Consider the following 21,899-nt stretch of genomic DNA (forward strand, 5'->3'; position numbering starts at 1 on the left):
CTTTTTAACTATGAACTGGAACTTTGAAGCTATCTGTATTTTTATTCTCCTGCCTGTCCTATTTCTGGCCACGCTTGTTTATGCCCTGATTCCCGGAGGCGACACAGAAAAATTGCATAAACGCTATCGGATACGATTTAAACTCCGAAACGGAAATTTTAAAGCTGACAATATTCGCAGAGGGGTCTCCGTGATTGGTTCTGCTGGGAGTGGAAAAACGGAAAGTGTCGTCTATACCATCCTTCAGCATTTTAGTCAGCATGATTTCGCCGGAGTCATTCATGATTACAAAGATTTTGAATTGACCGAGATGGCGTATCCCCTTTTTAAAGCACAGAACATTCCCTTCTATACTATTGGCTTTGATCAGATCCATTATCGCGTGAACCCTATTGCTCCTAAATACCTGCCCAATGAAGAGAGTGTGAATGAAACCTCCCGGGTACTACTGGAAAACCTGCTGGATCATAATATGGCCAGTGCTACCGGTACCAATAAATTCTTCTCGGACGCCGTTGAAGGCCTTTTCAGTGGTATTATCTGGAAAATGAAAACCGCTTATCCCAACTATTGTACGCTGCCACATATCATTGCTCTATTTCAATCGGTAAGTACAAAAAAACTAGTCGCGCTGCTAAAAACTGATCTTACCGCCAGAAGTATGGCCTCCGCATTTATCGGTGGCCTCGATTCTGAAAAACAAACGGCAGGGATTAAAAGTAGCCTCGCTAACGCCCTGAAAAAATTAAGCTCCCGGAAATTGATGTATGTGCTCTCTAAAGATGAAGTGCCACTGGATATTAATACAACGGAACATAAATCCATTATATCCCTGGTGAATCACCCGAAATACGATACGGCCTACTCCCCGATTATCGCCATGATTATGCACACCATCATCAAACAAATGAGTGAACGTGAACGAAATCCTTCCTTCCTGCTCATGGAAGAAGCCCCTACCCTTAAACTTCCCAATATGCATCGTATCCCGGCTACCCTAAGAAGCTATGATATCAGTACCGTTTACGTGATGCAGGATAAGGTACAAAATGATCTGTTGTATGGGGATAAGGCCAGTAAAGCCATATTAAGCAATCTCTCCTACCAGTTTTTTGGAAAGGTAAATGATCCGGATACCGCTAATTATTATGAACGCTTTTTTGAACTGATTAAAGCGCCTACTAAAAGCGTGAGTAAAAGTAGTGGCCTAAGTATGGAAAGCCGAATTACACAAGGGGAAAAGGAAATCGCTAAACGACGTGCCAGCCTGTTCTTTACCCTCAAACAGGGGGAATTTATAGCATTCGCCGATGGGAAGGATAAATTGGTGCGTTTTCGGCATCCGAAAATTGAAAAACAAGTACCGCCATCCGCCCTGAGTGTCGAAGACAAAGACCTTCAGTTTAACCTGCAACAAATCTATAATGATATTCGAAAGATGTTATCTTAAATAAAGTGCTTATTACCAATGATCGAAAATCACCTCAGTCCAGGTGATTTGGCACTCCACAAATTTTAATAATGCCGTCGGAAAAATGGCACCTGTAGCCTAAGCCCAATTTCATAGTTCTGGTAGTACAGCCAGAACTATAAAAATGACCTCCTCCCGATAGATATGACAAATTAAAACTAGAGAGATTTGGGTAAATAATTGTTAACTTTAAATAAAAAATTTATTTTATAAAATTAGTCACCATTTAATAGTTACATAATATTCTAAAATCCTAAGGCTAACAAAAATCACAAAAGCAATAATAAACTTAATAAAATATTTAGATTTGGATTGTTCAACTTTTTTCGAATTTATTAATATCCTTATAATTTCAATTATTTTCTCTCTTCTTAACCATAATATGATTAAGATTAGAACTTGGTAAAAAATTGCTGCTTTTAAGGCTCCTAAATGAATCTCAAAAAATATGTCTTGTAGGATAACATTTATGAGGATGGTAGATGTGAAAAGACAGCCAATAATTCGAGTTCTTTTTATTAGGATCAGTAGTCCGCCAACCGCTTCAAAAATGCCTAACGTAATTGCAAAGGATTTTGAATAACCGTAAAATGCCCACATTAATTCCATTCCATTTAATTCAGCAACTGTTTTATCAACTTCAGAAGCTCCCTCAAATTGTAAGATTTTACCGAAACCATAAATAAACATAGCTAAAACTACAATCCAACTTATGGAATTTTCAAAAATTTCTATTCTGTCTTCTTCGTTAAGTTTCATAATATCACTTTATAAATTTTCTTTTTTAAAATATGCCGTAAAAATTAAATTTGCCCATAAATTATTACTCCATATATCTATTTTAAATTCTAAAAATAATCGTAATCTTTTTTCATATAATAATTTAGTGATTAGATACCAATTCGAATTGAGGACTTACCCGTTTTCGGAAAGCACTAAATTACAGAATATTCTATTGTGACATTCTGCACTTATAGTACAAATGTATCCTGCAGATTCGCCTCCACCACTAACTTGATTTAGTAATTTTCGATTGATAGATACCGGGTTTTTTATGTTAAGGCTCAGGTCTGCATTTTTCCATGCTTCGATTAACTTGTTTTTTTTTCATAAATGATAATTTTAGGTATAACCGTAATATTAGAAATAACTATAACGATTTCTAGATTCAATAATAAAATTTAGAAAGATAGCAGCTAATAATGCGGATATGATTAATAAAAAAATTGAACTAAATAAAAAGAATAAATCCACTATACTGGACATACAATTATTATATAGTACACAAATAATTAAATCTTTTAAATAACTAAGATAATTGATCAAGTATTAAGTTTTATTTACATATTAAAGCTGAAAATTTTAATTATTCATATAATATTATGTAAAAACGTGAGAGTTACAAAAATTCACGAGATTTAACTCTTAGGTGTAAAATACTCAAGATTGAAGAAGTTAATTTATAGTTGTATTTATAAAAAATGTCCCGCTTCGAATTCCCGAGAGAGGATTTCTTCAAGCCCGGAATGCTGGCCATAACTTAGTGATGATAGAAATACCAGGAAATAAAACTTTTTCATAACTCTTTGCTCTAAAGACAGCTTACTTCCGCAACTGTTACACTCTCTATAAAAATCTGAATAATTTGCCCCACTCTTTCAACTAATCATTTAGTTTTATATATTTGAGCAAATTTCTGATATGAGCACCTCATTAAAATCTATAATAATTATATTATACCTGGTCATAACAAGTTGTACTTCCTACCATCCTCTTTTGAAATATAATTATACCAACGATTCTCGATTAATAAACCCCGAAATACCGCTAACTATTAAATACTTCGGTGATACCAAATTTCAAGATTTAGAAAAGGTCGATAAAAATTATATTAAAACTATATTACGTCCGTACAATCAACTCGAGCTAAAAAACCTGCTGGCCTATGCCAAAACCAATGTCAATCCTGAATATGAAACCTTATTATTTTTATCCAATCAAAAGGAAGGCAATGATTCCCTAAGGCTGCTATCTGTAGATTCGACACGATTGAGCCTAATCTATAAATTACAAAAGGATGATCAATCGCTTTTCATGCTTATGCGAGCGATGAACGACAACAAGGGACTGAAAAGCATGCTTAAGGATGGTGCAGATATCATGAATTCGGTTAGCTTTCGTATTGATTCTACTAATGCCCTCTCCTATGCTGATGTATTCAATCAGGTACGCAAGGATATCAATTATATAAGCGCTACTAAAACACTTATCGATGCTCCGGTTTCAGATAGCCTACAACAACAATGGATGCAATTTCAATATCTTGCTACCATTAATTCTTTTATGCAGAACAATCCAACTCAGGACAGCCTGATACAGCAATACGAGCGTAAAAGGATAGATAAACAATCTAAAATGCTTTCAAAGCTGGATAACACGAAAGTATTTTACGGAGATGAAGTCATTGATAAAATTTTAAGTGAAGCAAAGCACACCCGGGTAGTCATGGTGAACGAAAATCATTGGTATCCAAAACACCGGATATTCACCACTTCTCTATTAAAAGGTTTAAAAGAAATAGGCTATACTCATTTAGCATTGGAAGCACTAACCAATCCTTTACAGGCTTCTAAAATTAATGAAAAGCGTCCATACCCTACCCTCAACTCGGGCTATTATATTCAGGAAGCTTATTTTGCACATCTTGTTCGAAAAGCTTCAGCATTAGGCTTTAAGCTGGTGTCTTATGAAAATCAAGATCCGCAAATCAATAGGGAATTAGGACAAGCGCAGCAGCTTATGGAAATTCTTGAAGATCCGAAAGCAAAAGTATTGGTACATGCCGGTATTGATCATATTCTCGAATCCCCTACCGAAAACGGGAAACGAATGGCTACGCATTTTAAAGAAATGTCGGCTATTGATCCGCTTAGTATTAACCAAGTAGAATTTGTAGGTGGTTCCTCCCACGAATTAAGCCTTATCCCATTTGAACTTATTAAAGGTCAAACCAAAAAAATAAATGACTATTACCTTATAAATCAAATAAAGCCTTCTTTGGAAAAAGTGTACCCGGAAAAAGATTTTCAAATAACAGCCACAACGACTCCAAAATCCAATCCTGCATTAGTGAAATTCTATAATCAGGAGGAGTATTCTATCTACAAAGAAAATGCTGTTCCCATTCTCAATATCTACTCGACTTCTGATAGACTTACAATTAATTTACCACGAGGAATGTATAAGGTCGTAATTTACTATCCTGACGGGAAGCAAAATAGTCATTCTTTCAATACTAATTAAAATTCTAAATAATCTATAGCAAATTTGACCCAATTCGAGATTGTTTTATCGAGATAAATATCAGGCTGTACACCAATATTATCAATAGGATATTCTGGCAATCGTAAAGACCTATATGTTGGTAGAACCAGTTGAAAATCAGTACAACCAAAATTGAAGATTCTAGCGGAAGCATAATCCAAAACTCCATAACTAGGTCTACCCATGATCTTAACTTTTTTACTTTGTCTGGAAAGTAATAGTAGATTTTCTGCAGCACTGCCTACTTCTTCATCTACAAGAAAAACAATTTGTTCAGGGGAATTGTTTGCCCTGTCAACAGAAGTAACTTCCACTGAATAACTTTTGGGATTTACAAACTCTCCGGGATGCTCCTTAAATAATTTTATTTGTTTAGTTAATCGAATAATATCATCACGATTTTCCTTTGTATCTTCAAGCTTATCTAAATAATTTTCTAAACCTTCAATGAGTGTTGGAGTAACCAAATATTCCACACCTATATGACGTAAAGGATTTGTTGCGATATAGGGAAGTAATTTTTGATAAGCGTCATCAGTGCCCCCTCCATTTCCCCTAAGATCAATAATTAGGTTATGACTTTTTTCTAATTGTTTTTTATTATTTTCAATGATAGCCTCGATATGCTCAACAAACCTATAACTGAAATTTGATAATCTTATATATGCAGTCTTCGAACTTAACTTCTCAAAATACAGTCCATCAATTTTATTTAGCTTTAGTTGCAGGGAATCCTTATCTGGATTCTGAGCGATTACGGATTGCCGAATGAAATTGATGCGGAACTTATCCAAATGCAGAATTGAATTGTCGTGTAAGGAATATGTATCTTCACGAAAAACATGATCATTAAAAGCATACTCTATGACACTATCTTTGATCTTTAATTTTAAAGCCCCTTTAGGCCACTCATCCGATTCAGATTCAAGTACAAATCCTTCATATACTCTTCCCTTCTTTTTTATTCCTATCTTATAATTATCAGAAGTCCAAATACCTTCCAAAGGATCTGTTGATTCGGATTGACTTAAAAATTGATCGATGTTGATAATTGTGCTTTTTAATTCATCATTTACATCTCGTGCTTTCTTATTTTCTATAAGCCATATATGACTATCATTGAAAAAATTTACATAGTCTTCCAAAACAGGCAGGCAATTCTTAGTGATGATTTTTGCTCGCTGGTAAAGAGCATTCTTTTGATTATTGTAGATTAAAGCATCTTTTGTTTTTTCCTTAAATCCCGGATATTCGTTTTCTACCTTTTTAATCAATGCGGATAAAGCATGAGTACAGTCACATTCTTGAGCCGCTACAAATTGAACACTTAAAAAAATGAAAAAAATTAAAGAGTAGTATCGTCGAAACATAATGATTTGATTTTGGTGATGCATTTCGACTACAAAGAAACTTCATCAAAATTTTTTAAAATTGTAAAAATCATTCAATTTTATACATTAGTAATCCACGTAAATTCATTCTGTACGCGATTCATTTTAGCCTTGAAAATACCAGGTGCCAATCCTGTAAAACTTTTAAAATCCCGGATGAAATGTGATTGATCAAAATATCCTAGTTGAAGAGCGAGCTGCGTAAAATCAGAGGTTTCGGCTAAAACATTCAATGATTTACGAAACCGTATAGTTTTTTGATAAGATTTGGGGCCTTGACCAAAATGATCTAAAAACCGCCGATAAAGTGTAGATGCACTCATCCCTGCAGAATATTGTACGCCTCCATACTTTTGTTCAGCTTGGAGCATTTCGGCTAAGCGTTTTTTATCAATTGTGTTGCCGTTGAATAACCTGAGAAAAAAAGACTCTAGTAATAGCACTCTCGTAGCGTAATCTCTTTCATCAAACAACCGATTCAGAAAAGAATGATGCGTATTTTTAAAGATATCACTTAATAAAAGTTCTTCATTGAAAAGTGTATCAATATGTTCCCGGGTAAACATCTTTAAACTACCGGGATGAAACAAAACACAAACCTGATCCAAGCTGCCATGCACCTCAACTTCAAATGCGCTTTGATGGGCTCCGTATAATCGGCATGTGGGTTCATCGCTACTAGCTAATACTGTGCATCTATTTGAGTCTTTAGGATTGTAAAAGACTGTGGAAGCCTGATATAAGGCTAAACATATATTAGTATTTGCGAAACTCTTATAGCCGAACGGATTATTGCTATTTTTTCGGAAAAATAGAAAATACTGAATATGCTTTTTTAATAAAGGGTTTTGAGGTTTAAATAGTAAAGTTTCCAATATGATCTAAGTTTTCTATAAATACGATTGAAAACTATAGAGGTTGCAATAATACCGGGGAAAGCTGATTTACTTTCATATACTAAGATAACCTATTTAAAATAATACTATAAAACCAGTTTTAATCCAATAAAAACCTTACCATCCGTTCCAAATGATCTACAGGTACCTCAAATCGCTCCATCAGAAAATAAGGAGCTCCATCATTAGGTAGATACATGGCTCTGTATTTTAATTTACCTATTTTATGTTCCAATAAATAGCCTTTTCCTCCATCAGGTAAATCTTCCACCTCTCCCATAATAGTATAGGCTTGAACAATTTTTGTTGGGATATCACCCTTATTATCAAAAGTCGTAAGCCTCATTTCCTTTTTAGTGGTGTCGATATCGATCTCCCTATCAATTACATCAAATTCATTAATGGTCAGGTAATGTGTAAACGGAGAAGTATAATGTTGGCCAATCAACGAATGAAAACAAAAACTAAGGACTAAAAAACATAAACATCTATTTATCATTAGGTTAAGATAATTCAATTTTATATAGAGTAGTCCTAAATAAAACTTAACATTTCACTCTTATGATCTCATCTACTCTGCTGGTATATCTTTTTGAAAGTCTTTCCTGTTTCATTTTCCAGGTCCTCCCAAGATCCTGAGCTGCAAATTTAACCTTGCCATTCTCGGTCCGATTCAACCGGTCAATGACTTTCATCAAAACATGATGCCTTGGATCTTCATTAGAAAATAGCGATAATTGTCGTTCTGAGGCCGGGCTTATCCCCATTATAATTACTCCTGCCTTTTTGTACTGATAACCTTTCCTATAAATTCGTTTCAATCCATATAAAGCAGCTTTAGTTAATACTATAGTAGAGTTTAACGGATATGATAAGTTGACCACCAAATTCGCTTTATATTGTCTTAAATCCTTTCTAAACCTATTCGTAAGTAGAAAGACATACACTAACGTGCAATTGCTATCCTGCTTCCGTAATTTATAAGCGGCTTTTGCTGCATAAGTACTTACGCGCTCTCTTAGATCTTCATAATCCTCATACATTTTTTCAAAAGAACGAGTCACAGCTATATTTTTTTTGTTTTTAATTTCTTCAAAATCCAAAGTAGACTCTCCGGACAAATCTCTTTTTAACCGAAGACCGACCACACTCATTTCCTTTCTGGCATATTCATTAGGCAATTGTATAAATTGCCAGGCATTATAAATTTTAATATTTAAAAGACGTTTTTCATGCTGTCGTCCAATACCCCAAACATCTCCGATCTTAGTCCAGCGTAGCGCTTTCTCCTTTTTTAATTCTGAATCAATAGCATAAACTCCTCCTGTTATTTCAGCAAATTTTTTTGCGATTTTATTGGCAACCTTGGCTAAAGATTTGGTTTTAGCTAAACCCACACTAATTGGAATTCCGGTATGGCGATATACTTTCTCTATCATCTGTTTTCCCAAAGTTTCCAGGTCATAAAGCTCAAAGCCTTCGAATTTTAAAAAGCTCTCATCAATACTGTAAATTTCTATTTCCGGTGTAAAGGTGGAGAGGATATTCATAACCCTATTACTCATATCACCATATAAGGCGTAATTGCTCGAAAAAACATGAATTCCCTTGGCTTCAAAGTCTTTCTCAAACTGAAATGCAGGTGCACCCATTGGAATACCTAGGGCTTTGGCTTCATTGGAACGTGCGATGACACAACCATCATTATTTGAAAGTACCACAACAGGTTTGTTGCGAAGTGAGGGGTTAAATACACGCTCGCAACTAGCATAAAAGTTATTACAATCAACTAGTGCAAACATTATAAATATTTAATGACGTTTGTAACTATTCCCCATATCACGAATTCATTATCAGCGGTTACTTTGATGGGAGCATATTTCTTGTTCTCCGCTATTAACCAAATAACATTTTTTTCAATTCGTATTCTCTTTACTGTAAACTCACCATCTAAAAAACAAACTGCGATATGTCCACTTTTTGGTTTCAAACTTTTGTCAATAACCAGTAAATCACCATTACTTATACCTGCTCCTTCCATACTATCCCCTTCGGCTCTACCAAAAAATGTGGCATCCTTGTTCTTAATAAACTCATGATTCAGGTCAATTCTATCTTCTAAATGATCGTCTGCAGGTGATGGGAAACCTGCTGATATACCACAATTAAACAGTGGTAAGCGAAGTACAACTAAAGAATAATTTTTGTAAATTTTCATAACTCATAATGATACGAGTTTTCAAAATTAGGTATATTTCCATAATTTAGGATATAATCCAAAGTTAAAATATGTGCTACGAAACTTCATTGACCAAAAGTGAAAAACAGATTGAAAAAGCTACCGGAGCTAAATTCAATATTCAATTGGAATACAAGCCCTACTATCATGTCTCAGGTTTTGTTCATCCTAACTTGTACTGTATTCCTCAGGAAGATCCATCACAAATTTACCCTATGGAGTGGGGGCTTATTGCTCCCTGGGGTGAAAATAATGTGACAGGTTTTAGAAAAAAGTACAACACATTAAATGCTCGAGGGGAAACAATGTTAACATCAAACACCTATAAATCCCCTGCTAGAAAACGGCGATGTTTAATTCTGGCTGATGGTTTTTTTGAACCGCATTATCCAAATAACAAATTTAAATCTGGTGCAGTGCCTAAATATTGCTATCTGCCCGACCGAAAACTATTTACCTTCGCCGGAATTTATAATGAATATGGTTCTGATTACTGGAATGTAAGCCTGGTTACCACAGAAGCAAATGATTTTTTTGCGCATATCCATAATAAGAAAAAGCGCATGCCCCTAGTTTTAGATCCTGATTTCGAAGGGGAATGGTTACGAGAAGATCTCAATGATGATGGAATCTTAGAACTCGTGAATCATGGTTTTATTAAAGAGGATTTCAAAGCACATTCTGTAGAAAATTTTTATAAAAGCGATTTTAATACAAATACTCCGGAATTTTTACAACCTGTTGATGATCAGGAAGGAGAACAGGGAAGCTTTCTTTAAATATAACATCATAGAATTAAAAAGGCTTCCAGGTATCCATCCTCTCTTAATCAACTAATTGTATTCCTCTTTGCTATTAAATATTTAAGATATTCTTCGATGGGATTAAATCAGATCATTATTGGAAAGAAATCCAATGATTGCTGGCGCTCATCTATCGCTCCCCCACCCAATGAGGATAAATAGGGATTTGTTCTGAAATTTGGTTGAGTTCTTTTAAATGTTCCGAGGACAGATTCCAACCCACGGCGGCTATGTTAGAACGTAACTGCTTTTCATTTCTTGCCCCGATGATAATATTGGAAACGCTCTTGTTTTGTAATAACCAGTTTATAGCAATCTGGGGAATGGATTTCCCGATTTCACCGCTTATCTTTTCCAACACCTCAACGACCTTAAAAAGAAACTCATCATCAACGGGAGGTGCTCCCACTGCTCCACCCGACTTGATTCGACCTTCCTGAGTTTCCATCCCTCTTTTTATTTTTCCGGTTAATCTTCCCCAGCCGAGTGGACTCCAAACCATTAACCCCATATTTTGGTCTTCTATTAATGGCTGTAATTCCTGCTCATAATCCCGGCCAATCAAAGAATAGTAACCCTGATAAATTACGTATTTTTCAATATTTAATTTTTCAGCTAAAGAAAGTGATTTCATTAATTGCCAGGCTGCAAAATTTGAACAACCGATGTATCGTACTTTTCCGCTTTTTACCATATTTTCAAGCGTTCTTAAAGTCTCCTCGATAGGCGTATTTTGATCAAAACCGTGCATTAAGTATAGATCGATATAATCGGTATTCAATCGCTTTAAGCTGTCGTCCAATGCATTCATCAAATGATATCTTGATGAGCCTTTTTCGTTGGGATGTTCGCCCATTTGAAAGGTACCTTTAGTGGATATAATACTCTGACTTCTTTTTCCTTTTAAGGCCTTTCCCAAAACAATTTCAGCATCACCAAGCGAATACACATTGGCGGTATCAAAAAAATTAATTCCGCTTTCCAGACAAATATCAATAAGTCGACTCGCTTCGTCAACATCAGTTTGTCCCCACCGCTGAAAAAATTCGTTGGTTCCTCCAAAAGTTCCGGTTCCTAAACTTAACACAGGCACTTTTAAGCCTGAATTTCCTAAATTTCTATATTCCATTTTAAACTATTTTAGATTAAATTATTTTTCTATTTGTATACTTATACTGGCCATAAGCATGGCTATTAGAGAGAATACGGTACTCATTATTGTAATGGACAGTAATCCTAGTGAGGTGGAAATAAGTATTCCTCCCAGAAATGAGCCTACAGCAATCCCTATATTGAAGGCTGAAATATTGAGTACTGAAACCACATCTTCTGTCCCGGGTGAGTATTTTTCTGAAAGCTGAATAATATAAAGCTGCATTACGGGAACACTTGCAAATCCAGCTAAGCCCATTATAGCCACTAAAACGAGAGTGGGGATTTTATAGGGTAAGAATAAGAACAGTAATCCAAAGGTTAGCAGTAGAATGCCGAACAACACGGTCAGGAGTTTAGCAGGATCTGTATTGGAAAACTTTCCTCCCAACAGGTTACCAAAGCCTACCGAAACGCCATACAGCAGCAATATGAGTGTGATCTGGTTCTCTGTAAATCCTGAAATATTGGATAGTATTGGAGATAAGTAGGTAAATGTCCCAAATAGTGCCCCAAAAGAAAAGATAGTTAAGGAGAAGCCTATAAGTATCGATTTTTTACGCAATATGTTCAACTGGTCTTTAAGTGCAATAGGACTTCCTTGTTTAATGTCGTTGGGCAGCCAAAATCGGTTAGCTAATAGGCAGAGAACCCCCACAACAGCAATACTCCAAAAGTAAATCTCCAGCCTAAATGCTGACCAATATACGTACCTAAAGGAACACCAGTGACCATCGCTACGGTTAACCCCGTAAACATTATCGAAATAGCAGTTGCCCTTTTTTCTTTAGAAACAAGACTGCTGGCTATATTGGCTCCAATACCTACAAAAACCCCGTGGGCGACGCCTGATAATACTCTGGCAACAATCAATAATGCAAAACCAGTTGAAATTGCGGCTACACTATTGCTGGCCACAAACAGTAACATTAGGGTAAGTAATAATTTCTTGCGCTGTAGGTGGTGGGTAAAGGCGGCAAGTACTGGGCCGCCAATGGCTACGCCGATAGCGTAAGCGGTAACAAGCCAACCCGCGGATGCGGTGCTAATTGAAAATTCGCTAGCAATGTTTGGCAATAAGCCAATCATTACCACTTCTGTGGTTCCGATAGCAAAAACGCTTAGGCTTAAGGCCCATATTGCGATGGGCATACCTGCTTGTTTTGGTAGGTATATGCTGTACTTTTTCATACGACAAAGTTCTGCAAGGCTTACCTACCTTCACAGGACATTTGTCAATGCTTTGATGTGAGGAATGTCACATTTTACGATTCTACCTTGGTGAGTCGGCTTAAGGTTTCCCGGGTAACGCCAAGATAAGAGGCGATCATTGCTTTGGGTACACGTTGCATTAAACCGGGATATAGGCTGAGCAAATTATGGTAACGATCGTTAGCATTACTACTTAAAAAGCAAAGAATCCTTTTTTGCAAAGCGATAAAGCCGTTCGTTGTTTTTTTAAAGAAAAAAGTTTGCATTTTCGGCAATTCCTTGCTTAGTTTTTCTTTGTTTTCTAAGGTTAAGGAAAGAGTTTTTGTGGGTTCTAAGCAATCTACTGTAAGTGTTGATTTAGTTTGGTGATGAAAGGCCTCTGCATCGGTGATCCACCAATTTTCCATTCCGAATTGTAGAATGTGTTCTTTGCCATCAGGATCTACCCTTGATACTCGCATTAATCCTTTGATCACAAAGAAGTCGAAATGAGCATAATCGCCCTGATGCAAAACGATCTGATGTTTCTTAAAGTTATTTTCTTGAAAATGTCCCAATACAAAATCAAACTCAGCATCGCTTAGTTTTACAATATCTTCTATTTGCGTTCTTAAAGGATGTTGGCTCATTTGGTTTGGTTGTTTTTTGAAGAGTTACAAACAATAGTTTTTAGCTAAAATAAGATACGAATTCATTGGAAAATAATATCGCTATAATCTTCGAGTTTTTAGCTTAAGTGAATCTGTCCTTTATTCCTACTGCTTCTATTAAAAGATTCTCTAGAAAATAAACTAACATATAACTGGCAATCAAAGGATCTTAGTTATTAGGCGCAGTTATTCTTGTTCTGAAATGAATTTTATTGCTTCGTGAATATTACCGTCTAAAAGCAAATCATCGAAATTATCTTTTTCTATTACAGTTATGTCGGGAATGATTTTCTCATAATAATTACCGTTTCTATCGCAGTCATACCCTGTCATTAAAGTCATAAATGCTCCGAAAGGCAAATCTGCTTTATTATTGGTTGTGGTCTTTCCAAATGTTTTTTCGCCAATGAAAATTGTATTTTTTCTCCCTTTAAAGGCTAATGCAGTTATTTCACCAGAACTACCAGTCGCAATATTGGTAACTACTGCAACTTTTGTTTCATTAAGTAATTCTCCATCGGGTTTTATATAAGAAACAGTTCTCGAATTGGCTTTGTATTTTCCTTTTTTTAATTCTATTTCATCAACCAAATTTTTATTGATATCTAGTACTCCCCATACCACGTTATCACCTAAAAAATCATACAAAGCTAAAAGCATTGGATGAATATCACCGCCCGTATTAAACCTCAGGTCAATAATCCATCCTTGCAATTTATTTGACCTTTTAATTTCAGCAATTTGATCATACAGTTCTTGTGATTGTTTATGTAGATTTTTCTCAATGTACATCCCAGGCACCAGAATATAGCCATATCGATTATCTAAAACTTTTACCTCAAATTCCGGTTTTGTTTTATACTTTTTTATCCATTGTTCGGTAAAATCGTCTTTCGTGGGAACAGGAAAATTTCCACTGAACTGTTGATTATCGTAATATACTCTGGAATGATCTGCTTTTGTTAAGTCGAATAATGTAGAAACTTCGTTTAGTGAGGTTTTGAAATCGGAATATTGCTTTAAATTATTCTTAATTTCCGGTTCTACTTTTTCCCAATTGACTTTTTCTTTGAATAGATATCCGCTCTTCATTATTTCGAAAAGATTCTCATAAAAAAAATTGATACTGTCTTGTGAAGTTCTAAAACCCTGTGCTTGAATATTAAAAGAGAAGAACAATATAAGTAGAATTCCTAAGTGTTTTTTCATTAAATAATTTCTATTCTTATTGTTGAATAATTCTGAATAACGTATCTATAACACACAACAAAAGTTGTCCTATATTCATTTTAGCTAGAGTACTATCTACCGCAATTTTAATTGATATAAAAGCCTGCAGCCCCATACATATAATCTCCAATACTTTTTAAGAATCAGAAGCCCGTAATAAATCAACAAGTATTACTCTCAGGCATCCCCTATCCTAACGGCTACTTTTAAAATGCTCAACAAAAAATAAGCTACCGCTTAACGCCGGTAATAAGGATCTTCAGGTTAGGTCGTACCGACCGTTAATGGTAACTGGTATCTAGTCCGATTTTTGTTTTTTGTATGATTCAATTGCTTTTAAATAATCCTTAGCTCCTTGTTCACTTAAATCATTTATAAAACCATCTAATTCGGGTTGATTAAGTTTTACCCAGTTAACTAATGAGTCTCTTTGCCTTTGCCATATTTCCCAGTTAATATCAATACAATCTAAATTTTCAATTTTATTTATTTTTCCATTTTTAAAATGAAAATTACGTTTACAAGTTAATGGGTTATTATTGAGAAATTCGAATCTCGAAGATTTAACTGATACAGTTGCGCTCACTTTATCCCCTTGATTTTTTACTTCTACAATTTTGTAAACTGGTCTGAAAATAGAATCCCATTTGAAATGTTCATAATAACTCTCTTGTGTAAATTCCATTAGGTAATCACCTTCTGTGATTATTAAACTAATAGATAGTACATTTTTTACTTCTTGATAATCTGATTTTTTAAAACCTTCGTAATACTTCATTACCAGTTTAGGTTTTGATACTTTTTGTACAGCACAGCTTACGAATAAAATTGTAATTATTAGAAGTGAAATTTTCTTCATTAGATTAAATTTCTCTGATACTTGCTCCCAACGTTAGGTATAAAAATAGTGTTTCTTTTTCAGATGGTCATTTAGGAGCATTAATTTTATAGTCTGTTAGAGATTTTTCCCTTTTTTATGCATTGGTGTTTTAAAACACCACTTTATAGAATGCAATCTCAAGCTGTTTTATTCTTTTGTAAGGTTAAACAATTCAAACGCGTCTGCCTTTGGCTTATAACCGACTTTCTCTTTTGATTCCGTTATATCCAATCTTTTATATCTGTTATCTGAAATTGCATTTAGAACTTCATATTGTATATTTTCTCTTTCTATGCAGCCAATCAATAGTTGATTAAAATCATCTGGATGCAAAAAAGCACTTAAATCACGAGCATTCATTTCGGTAAAATCCTTAGGAAACTCATATGCTCCAATTCTCAAGCAAATTGCAGCAATTCCTTTATTGTATGAGTAATAAGCGGCTAAAGCTTCGCCAAAACATTTTGAGACTCCATAAATGTTTTTTGGTTTTACAAGCATATTCTTGTTTACCTGAATATCGCTTGGATAACTTTCAATGGTTTGAGCACTACTCGCGAAAATCAGTTTTTTACATTTAGCTTCCACGGCTGCTTTAAAGATATTTTGAGTAGTTTTTATATTAGTTTCTAAAATCTCGTCAGATTCGGAAATGGGGTCTACTATTCCTGCCAAATGAATTACCGTGTCAATTCCTTCACATAGTTTCGAGCAAATTGAATAGTCCAATAAATTAGCTTCTTTGATTCTCACATTATTGGAGAAGCTTACTTTATTAGTTACAATATCAGCAACGGTTATTTCATATTTTTTATTGAAATTTTGAACAAAGTGTTTTGCTATTTTTCCAAATCCTCCGGTAATTAATATTTTTTTCATTTTGTTATATTTATATATGTCGATATGTTTGGCTAATTTTTTTTTATTTCAAAAAGTCTGAATATTCCTTTATCAGTTTTTCATTTCTTTTTAAGTATGAAAATTTTCCGTGTCTCGTCATAATAAGTAGCCCGCACTTTTCCATATTTGTCAAATAATTTGAAATAGTCGATTGTGAAAGGCCAGATTTATTTTTGATGTCCGTTACGCAAACTCCATCTTCAAAGCTCCTTAAAGATTCGTGTGGATGGAAATTCCTAGTAGGGTGTTTTAGCCATTCCATAATTTGAACTCTGGTTTGGTTTGATAAACACTTACCTATTTCTGTAGCCAATTTTAAATTCATACTACAAACATATCTACATTTAACGATATATAGAAACATAAAGGTAATTTTATTTCTAAAAAAGCATTTATAGTGACATACATATAAATTCCACCAGTTTGTAAGGATTAGTTTGTTATTAGAAAATCAAAAAGTATTACCCTCAATTCTCCCTTAACCTAACGGCTACTATTAAAATAGACTACCACATAACTGGTTTTAAAAGTATTTTAATAATTTCATGACAGATCCGGCAGGACTAAAGCTGTTTAATTCCCTCATTACAAAAGCATGCAGTAAGGGAATATCAATAGTTATTTTAATGATCTGATCTGACTCCGGTACTTAATAATCGATTCTATCACCAAATTAACCTGAAAAAACCGGATGTAGTCACTTTATACTAACGGTAACAGATAAATTTATAAATACTTAGTATCATGAAACGCTTAGCCAAAGAAATATTCTGTATAAAAACTTATCCTACCGGAATTTGACAACGTCGGTTTTCAAAGTATACAGACTGCCAATTTTTTTTTAAAATAATCGCTGAGGAGCACAGTCATCGACACCGGCCAGAATGAATATGAAATTGTAGTTCTCTTTTGTTTACAAAAATATGAAGCTTAAATACACAGACCCATTCCATTACAGAGAATGCGGCAATAGTATTATTGAACCGTTTATTATTACGGCTTCATGGGGGTGGAATGTCTTCAGATAAATATGTTTTATGGAAGGTCCATAAACTTTAAAAAAGCTATCTGCAAAACAGAAAATTTCAATAATTCGACTAATAGAAACCCTATTTGGATAATGACTCCCAAGGCCTAACTAATCCAAATAAAACTGATATCAAAAATAATCCTCACACTATTGAAAACAACCGCCCCCCGGTAATTATCATAATTGTTTCAGGATAGAGAAATCTAAGGTATGGCTGTGCCGTCAGGACAATATTAAGGATTGTAAGCAGTTATTGCTCGGAATGTTCAATTAATAGAGTTTTTTTCAATACATTCATATTTATAAAAAATAATTCGTGATTGAAGAACTGAAATTTGTTGGTATCCATAGTAGGCTAAAAGGAGGAAGTACGAAGCCTTTAGTAATTGAAGCTGAAGACCAATCTCAAAGGATTAATTCCTATGTTCTTAAACTCTACAAAAATGATTACGTCACAGATTATTTTACTATAGCCAAAGAAATAATTATTTCTGAACTTGCAGAGCAATTTAATTTACCAGTCCCAAAATATGGTGTTATAGATTTAGACAATGAGCTTCTTCTGGAGGAATATGATCCTGATTTCATCAGAGAATTAAACTCCGGATATAAATTTTGTAATTACTATCATGAGGGAACTTTGTTATATAATGATTCTTTAAGAAGTAAATTTCTCGAAAATTACGATATTGAAAATGTTTTTGCTTTTGATAATTTAATTTTAAATACAGACAGAGGGGGATTTAGAAACAAACCCAATCTGTTAATTACGGATGATAACTTTTTGCTAATAGATCATGAGCAAACATTTCAATTTTTTGACATCAGATCTGCAGGAAGAGAAACAGACTATAAATTAAAATTTAATAGTTACTATTTTAATAATCATATATTTTTAAAACTATTAAGAAAACTGAAATCAAAAGAATATGTTTTTGATGAATTTGATGAGAATCTACGTACGCTAAATTTAAATTTTTTAGACGATCTATTCCGGGACTTTAGAAAATTTAATATTGATTGTGGCGAAAAAAGCGCTATTTTTGCATACTTAAACTGGTGTAAAATAAACAGATCTTATATCACCAAGTCTTTAAAGGACAGAATTTTATGAATGTGTTGAAATATAAATATAGTATTTTACATTACAGGCACTCTGCTGTTTTAGGAGAGAGCTTAATTGTTGGTGTCCTTATTTATTTTGAGCATAATAACTCATTATATTTCACTCATTCTAACAGATTAACCAGAATTAAATCTGTCTATGAAAATATCTCTGAAAAATCTATTAAATATTATTTAAAGCAGATAAAATCCAACATCTCCAGGCTGGAAAAGAATCTCGATGATTTCTTTATCGCTGATATAAAAGATTCGTTTGATGCCTTTATATCAAATTATATTCTTCCAAGTGATGGTAGTTCATTGCAGTTTTCTAAAATCCGTACAAATTTTCAATACGAGAAATCAAACAGGCAGATAATAGATTATCTGGTCTCTACATATCTCATCGAAAAAAAGGAGTCCAGGACTAATAAAGAATATGCTTTAGGACGTAAGTTTTATCAAAATATAGAAAAAAAACTAGGTGTTAATTTAGACCCCTCACTTTTTCAAAAGAACTATAAATTAAAGAATAAATCCGGTGTCGAATTCAGATTTGATTATGCCTGGCAAAATAAGGATTGGCATTTGGTTAAGCCTTTGAATTTTGATTTAGCTGATGCTAAGAATATTTCAGAGAAAGCTCATAGAAATATTGGATTAGTTATCGATTTGAAAGAAAAGGCAATCAATGAATCTTTAAAATTTGACTTCTTAGTTGGAAAACCAAAAAATAAAGAACTTTTTAAAGAATATGATCATTCTATCTATCTGCTTGAAAGCTTCGAAAATTCTAATATAATTGAAGAAGAGGAAATTTTTAATTATTCTCATCAAGCGATAGACTCTATAATTAGTCATTCTTAATAAGTCCGTATTTCCCATCAAGTATTGCTTGCAAAGTTAAACACTCAAAAGGTATTACTACCTAACGGCAACTATTAAAATAGACTACCAAATAACTGGCAGTAAACAGCCTCTTCATGTAAGGTCGTACCGACCACACGAAGACTTAGTTATTGTACATAGTATTTTAATCGAATTTTGGTTTTTTAGTTCGCATCAGAGCTTTATTTCTTGTGGCGTGATCGTTTAGAGATAAGTAATGAATTGCTAAAATTAATTGGATATTGGGATCTTTTAAATCAAATGATTTTTTGTCCTTTAATATTTCTCTATAATTAAAATCAAATCCGCCGAAATCACCAGAAGCTTCTATTCGCTCTGCATATTTTGCAATCCTTGGATTCTCTCTTCCAAAATCCTCTAAAAAATTCTGGTATTTTCCTGTTGATACAGCGGAAAGACTTTTTGCTTTTGTTCCGCTTGGATAAAATGTTGCTTCGCTAAACATCCAAATTTCATCAAATGTTGATTTTGAAATTTGATTATATAATTCTTTTTGCTGATCAAAATCTATGTTTGTCCAAAATCCGTTTCCAGTTGCTTTTAAATATTCGTGAGGTATTTTTCTATAACACTTTTTGAAATCTGAATCCATCGTAATACACATTTGATTTTTGAAGAATTCAGTGATTTTATTTAAGTCTTTAATCTGTTCTTTAGAAAAATTATTGCTTAAGGCGGTAGTTGAATATTGACTTTTACAAGAGATTAAAAATGTGAATAAAAATAGGATATAGATTTTTTTCATTCTAAGATTCTGACTAACGTCAAATTAGTTTGTAGGAACTAAGGTTGGTAAAAACACCAGATATGCTGGTTTTAAGCTCAATTTAGCAATATCTTTCTTTAAATGTTCCAGTAGTTATTATTTTATTCTAGCTAAAAGTTTTCTACTATTAGATAGGTTATACTATCTTAATTAAAGTTACAATGATTTTTATTGCCGGTCATTGATTGCTCGGCATACTATGGACAGTTGCGGGTTAACTAGCCAAGTATTGTCAGCTTAAAATAAATATAGCTAAAAACATCGAATATCGAAGCATTTGGCCGCAATTGACCATACGCGTTGTTGTACCAAGTTATTATTGTTCGAAATTCCCTGCGATCAAGGTTTTAAAAAAATCAGTTACCATTGCTTTTCCTGAATCTGAATCAGTATCAACATTTGATAAAATAGTTATGGTGTAATCTGATTTAGGAAAATAAATTATTTCTCCGCTTACTCCATACCATCCTCCACTATGACCTAATATAGGTTCATCATAACGCTGATCTACATCTATTCCATATCCTAAATGGGTATTATAACCTTTTACTTTTGGCTCAATCATTAGATCTACTGATTTCTTATTTAGTAATTTATAATTGAAAAGACTTTTATTAAAATTGTAAAGATCTTCAACTGTAGAATAATGAAATCCTCCGGGAGAAGCTTTTGATAAATAGTATATATTATTTTTTAAGGGTTTACTAGTGTCTCCAGCAAATGTGTATCCATTAGCTTTATTTTCAATAATAGCATCGATTTCAAATGCAGTAGTATTAGACATATCAGCTTTTTCGAATACGTTCTTTTCTAAGTAATCATAATAATTTTCACCAGTTACTTTTTCTATAATTAATCCCAGTAGTACATATCCGGCTGCATCATAATGATATTGAGTTCCAGGCTCCGATAGAAGAGTGTCATTTACAAATAACGGAAGGAAATCCTTTACTTGTTTGTATTTGAATTTACATTTTTCTAGGAAGTTAGTGACGTAAAAATTAGGAAGTCCGGCTGTATGAGTTAAGAGTTGATCTATTGTTACCGAGTTTCTTACTTTCTCATTAGGATAATCTTTTAAGTACTTTCCAATTGGAGTATTTAAGTCAATTTTTCTTTGTTCATACAATTGTAAAATTGCAACTGCCGTAAATGATTTTGTAATTGATGCGATATTGAATTTCATATCAATTTTATTTTTTACATTCAATTCCTTACTAGCTAAACCATAAGCTCTATGCTCAATAATACTATCATTCTTAGCTACTAAGATGGCGCCTGAAAAATCTTCTGAAGTCAAATCACTCAAGAAGGAATGAATTTTGGAATTAATTTGTGAATTATCTTGAGAGAAAAAGTTTAAAGTGGTGAATAAAATTATTAAGGAGATTGAAAATTTAATATAATTCATAAGTTCGGATTTGACTTACTATAATTTGGTACAACGGTTTTGTATAACGATCAGTTGCGGGTTGGTTAAAAACTAAGATAGCTAAAATTACCGACTTTTATGTTTGCGCGGTTGTGTCCGCAGGACACAACCGCGCAATTGTTGTTATACGGTGTTACCCACAGTTATTTTTTCAATATCCAACCTATTATTTTGTTCAATGGAGCTTTATCCATTTTATACAAAGATGTTCCTACAGGTGCATTTTTTTCTGTCAAATAATGGTTGAGATCTTCAAAAACTTTAACTTCAATAAATTCATTTTTAAAGGATTTTATATAATCGGATTCCAGTTTAGCATTAAGAATTGCGTCGTCAGAACCTACAAAATAAAGTGTAGGAATGGATAAGTTTCTAATGACTGTTTCATAATCTTTTCTGACCAACTCCATAAATACATCATCACTTAAAAAGTCTTTAAGAAATTTTAAATATTTGCGATTAAAACCTTTTTTATCAAGTAACTCTTTAGTCTGTTCTTTTATATCTCTT

21 protein-coding genes and 1 pseudogene are annotated in these 21,899 nt (G+C 33.6%); 5 read left to right on the plus strand and 17 right to left on the minus strand.

What is annotated here, in order from left to right:
* Positions 1-10 precede the first annotated feature (10 nt).
* Entirely contained in the window at positions 11-1,450 is a 1,440-nt protein-coding gene (locus BM201_RS16915) for a type IV secretory system conjugative DNA transfer family protein (protein ID WP_092544806.1), read from the plus strand.
* 240 nt (positions 1,451-1,690) lie between these two features.
* On the opposite strand, the gene BM201_RS16920 is transcribed toward BM201_RS16915, so the two are convergent.
* Positions 1,691-2,230 (minus strand): hypothetical protein, encoded by a 540-nt coding sequence (locus BM201_RS16920; protein ID WP_092544808.1) that lies wholly within the window; start codon positions 2,228-2,230, stop codon positions 1,691-1,693.
* Between the two features lie 1,017 nt (positions 2,231-3,247).
* On the opposite strand from BM201_RS16920, the gene BM201_RS16925 reads away from it, so the two are divergent.
* Positions 3,248-4,774 (plus strand): hypothetical protein, encoded by a 1,527-nt coding sequence (locus BM201_RS16925; RefSeq protein ID WP_092544810.1) that lies wholly within the window; start codon positions 3,248-3,250, stop codon positions 4,772-4,774.
* On the opposite strand, the gene BM201_RS16930 is transcribed toward BM201_RS16925, so the two are convergent.
* From BM201_RS16930 to BM201_RS16950, 5 genes are all read right to left on the minus strand, one after another.
* On the minus strand, positions 4,771-6,165 hold the full coding sequence (locus BM201_RS16930; protein WP_092544847.1) for a S41 family peptidase: 1,395 nt from the start codon (positions 6,163-6,165) through the stop codon (positions 4,771-4,773). The genes BM201_RS16925 and BM201_RS16930 overlap by 4 nt on opposite strands.
* An 80-nt stretch (positions 6,166-6,245) precedes the next feature.
* A complete protein-coding gene (locus tag BM201_RS16935) occupies positions 6,246-7,061 on the minus strand; it encodes a helix-turn-helix domain-containing protein (protein ID WP_092544812.1) in 816 nt (271 codons plus the stop codon).
* A gap of 121 nt (positions 7,062-7,182) precedes the next feature.
* Positions 7,183-7,530, minus strand: coding sequence for a hypothetical protein (locus tag BM201_RS16940; RefSeq protein WP_092544814.1), 348 nt, complete (start codon positions 7,528-7,530; stop codon positions 7,183-7,185).
* Between the two features lie 97 nt (positions 7,531-7,627).
* On the minus strand, positions 7,628-8,884 hold the full coding sequence (locus tag BM201_RS16945) for a Y-family DNA polymerase (RefSeq protein WP_092544816.1): 1,257 nt from the start codon (positions 8,882-8,884) through the stop codon (positions 7,628-7,630).
* A complete protein-coding gene (locus BM201_RS16950) occupies positions 8,884-9,300 on the minus strand; it encodes a LexA family protein (RefSeq protein WP_092544818.1) in 417 nt (138 codons plus the stop codon). The genes BM201_RS16945 and BM201_RS16950 overlap by 1 nt, the downstream gene beginning before the upstream one ends.
* A gap of 71 nt (positions 9,301-9,371) precedes the next feature.
* Between BM201_RS16950 and BM201_RS16955 the strand changes: the two genes are divergently transcribed.
* Positions 9,372-10,100, plus strand: coding sequence for an SOS response-associated peptidase (locus BM201_RS16955; protein WP_092544820.1), 729 nt, complete (start codon positions 9,372-9,374; stop codon positions 10,098-10,100).
* Between the two features lie 154 nt (positions 10,101-10,254).
* On the opposite strand, the gene BM201_RS16960 is transcribed toward BM201_RS16955, so the two are convergent.
* The 8 genes and pseudogenes from BM201_RS16960 to BM201_RS18310 all read right to left on the minus strand — a co-directional run bounded on the left by BM201_RS16960 (position 10,255) and on the right by BM201_RS18310 (position 16,512).
* A complete protein-coding gene (locus BM201_RS16960; RefSeq protein ID WP_092544822.1) occupies positions 10,255-11,253 on the minus strand; it encodes an aldo/keto reductase in 999 nt (332 codons plus the stop codon).
* Positions 11,254-11,274: 21 nt separating this feature from the next.
* Positions 11,275-11,502, minus strand: coding sequence for a hypothetical protein (locus tag BM201_RS18375; protein WP_394333751.1), 228 nt, complete (start codon positions 11,500-11,502; stop codon positions 11,275-11,277).
* A 33-nt stretch (positions 11,503-11,535) separates the two neighbouring features.
* A pseudogene (locus tag BM201_RS18380) lies at positions 11,536-12,467 on the minus strand (MFS transporter); the annotation flags it as partial.
* A 74-nt stretch (positions 12,468-12,541) separates the two neighbouring features.
* Positions 12,542-13,117, minus strand: a complete 576-nt coding sequence (locus BM201_RS16975) for a Crp/Fnr family transcriptional regulator (protein ID WP_092544828.1) — start codon at positions 13,115-13,117, stop codon at positions 12,542-12,544.
* Between the two features lie 207 nt (positions 13,118-13,324).
* The gene (locus tag BM201_RS16980; protein ID WP_092544830.1) at positions 13,325-14,347 is read right to left on the minus strand and encodes a S41 family peptidase; all 1,023 of its coding nucleotides are present in this window, start codon (positions 14,345-14,347) and stop codon (positions 13,325-13,327) included.
* A gap of 319 nt (positions 14,348-14,666) precedes the next feature.
* A complete protein-coding gene (locus BM201_RS16985; protein ID WP_245758688.1) occupies positions 14,667-15,146 on the minus strand; it encodes a hypothetical protein in 480 nt (159 codons plus the stop codon).
* Between the two features lie 249 nt (positions 15,147-15,395).
* Positions 15,396-16,127 carry an NAD-dependent epimerase/dehydratase family protein gene (locus BM201_RS16990; protein WP_092544834.1) on the minus strand — a complete coding sequence of 244 codons (732 nt, stop codon included), beginning with the start codon at positions 16,125-16,127 and terminating at the stop codon, positions 15,396-15,398.
* Between the two features lie 43 nt (positions 16,128-16,170).
* Positions 16,171-16,512 carry an ArsR/SmtB family transcription factor gene (locus BM201_RS18310; RefSeq protein ID WP_317039164.1) on the minus strand — a complete coding sequence of 114 codons (342 nt, stop codon included), beginning with the start codon at positions 16,510-16,512 and terminating at the stop codon, positions 16,171-16,173.
* 982 nt (positions 16,513-17,494) lie between these two features.
* Between BM201_RS18310 and BM201_RS17000 the strand changes: the two genes are divergently transcribed.
* Together BM201_RS17000 and BM201_RS17005 are read left to right on the plus strand one after the other, a co-directional pair.
* Positions 17,495-18,292, plus strand: a complete 798-nt coding sequence (locus BM201_RS17000) for a HipA family kinase (protein ID WP_092544838.1) — start codon at positions 17,495-17,497, stop codon at positions 18,290-18,292.
* The gene (locus tag BM201_RS17005) at positions 18,289-19,149 is read left to right on the plus strand and encodes a hypothetical protein (protein ID WP_092544840.1); all 861 of its coding nucleotides are present in this window, start codon (positions 18,289-18,291) and stop codon (positions 19,147-19,149) included. The genes BM201_RS17000 and BM201_RS17005 overlap by 4 nt, the downstream gene beginning before the upstream one ends.
* A 166-nt stretch (positions 19,150-19,315) precedes the next feature.
* Here the strand turns inward: BM201_RS17005 and BM201_RS17010 are convergent, their stop codons facing one another.
* The 3 genes from BM201_RS17010 to BM201_RS18180 form a co-directional block, all read right to left on the minus strand.
* The gene (locus BM201_RS17010; protein ID WP_217643076.1) at positions 19,316-19,783 is read right to left on the minus strand and encodes a hypothetical protein; all 468 of its coding nucleotides are present in this window, start codon (positions 19,781-19,783) and stop codon (positions 19,316-19,318) included.
* A gap of 490 nt (positions 19,784-20,273) precedes the next feature.
* Complete coding sequence (locus BM201_RS17015; RefSeq protein ID WP_092544845.1) at positions 20,274-21,368, minus strand: serine hydrolase domain-containing protein; 1,095 nt, start codon at positions 21,366-21,368, stop codon at positions 20,274-20,276.
* Between the two features lie 164 nt (positions 21,369-21,532).
* A partial coding sequence (locus BM201_RS18180; RefSeq protein ID WP_175487081.1) for a hypothetical protein occupies positions 21,533-21,899 on the minus strand: 367 nt, incomplete at its 5' end.

Origin of the sequence: Zunongwangia mangrovi, from assembly GCF_900112105.1 — a bacterium.
Lineage (GTDB): Bacteria > Bacteroidota > Bacteroidia > Flavobacteriales > Flavobacteriaceae > Zunongwangia > Zunongwangia mangrovi.

Coding starts and splice junctions, on each gene's coding strand:
- BM201_RS16975 (WP_092544828.1), bottom strand. CDS start 13,117: ATGAGCCAACATCCTTTAAGAACGCAAATAGAAGATATTGTAAAACTA.
- BM201_RS16930 (WP_092544847.1), bottom strand. CDS start 6,165: ATGTTTCGACGATACTACTCTTTAATTTTTTTCATTTTTTTAAGTGTT.
- BM201_RS17015 (WP_092544845.1), bottom strand. CDS start 21,368: ATGAATTATATTAAATTTTCAATCTCCTTAATAATTTTATTCACCACT.
- BM201_RS17010 (WP_217643076.1), bottom strand. CDS start 19,783: ATGGATTCAGATTTCAAAAAGTGTTATAGAAAAATACCTCACGAATAT.
- BM201_RS17005 (WP_092544840.1), top strand. CDS start 18,289: ATGAATGTGTTGAAATATAAATATAGTATTTTACATTACAGGCACTCT.
- BM201_RS16990 (WP_092544834.1), bottom strand. CDS start 16,127: ATGAAAAAAATATTAATTACCGGAGGATTTGGAAAAATAGCAAAACAC.
- BM201_RS16960 (WP_092544822.1), bottom strand. CDS start 11,253: ATGGAATATAGAAATTTAGGAAATTCAGGCTTAAAAGTGCCTGTGTTA.
- BM201_RS18310 (WP_317039164.1), bottom strand. CDS start 16,512: ATGTTTCTATATATCGTTAAATGTAGATATGTTTGTAGTATGAATTTA.
- BM201_RS16915 (WP_092544806.1), top strand. CDS start 11: ATGAACTGGAACTTTGAAGCTATCTGTATTTTTATTCTCCTGCCTGTC.
- BM201_RS18375 (WP_394333751.1), bottom strand. CDS start 11,502: ATGCAGCTTTATATTATTCAGCTTTCAGAAAAATACTCACCCGGGACA.
- BM201_RS16980 (WP_092544830.1), bottom strand. CDS start 14,347: ATGAAAAAACACTTAGGAATTCTACTTATATTGTTCTTCTCTTTTAAT.
- BM201_RS16920 (WP_092544808.1), bottom strand. CDS start 2,230: ATGAAACTTAACGAAGAAGACAGAATAGAAATTTTTGAAAATTCCATA.
- BM201_RS16985 (WP_245758688.1), bottom strand. CDS start 15,146: ATGAAGTATTACGAAGGTTTTAAAAAATCAGATTATCAAGAAGTAAAA.
- BM201_RS16955 (WP_092544820.1), top strand. CDS start 9,372: ATGTGCTACGAAACTTCATTGACCAAAAGTGAAAAACAGATTGAAAAA.
- BM201_RS16945 (WP_092544816.1), bottom strand. CDS start 8,884: ATGTTTGCACTAGTTGATTGTAATAACTTTTATGCTAGTTGCGAGCGT.
- BM201_RS16950 (WP_092544818.1), bottom strand. CDS start 9,300: ATGAAAATTTACAAAAATTATTCTTTAGTTGTACTTCGCTTACCACTG.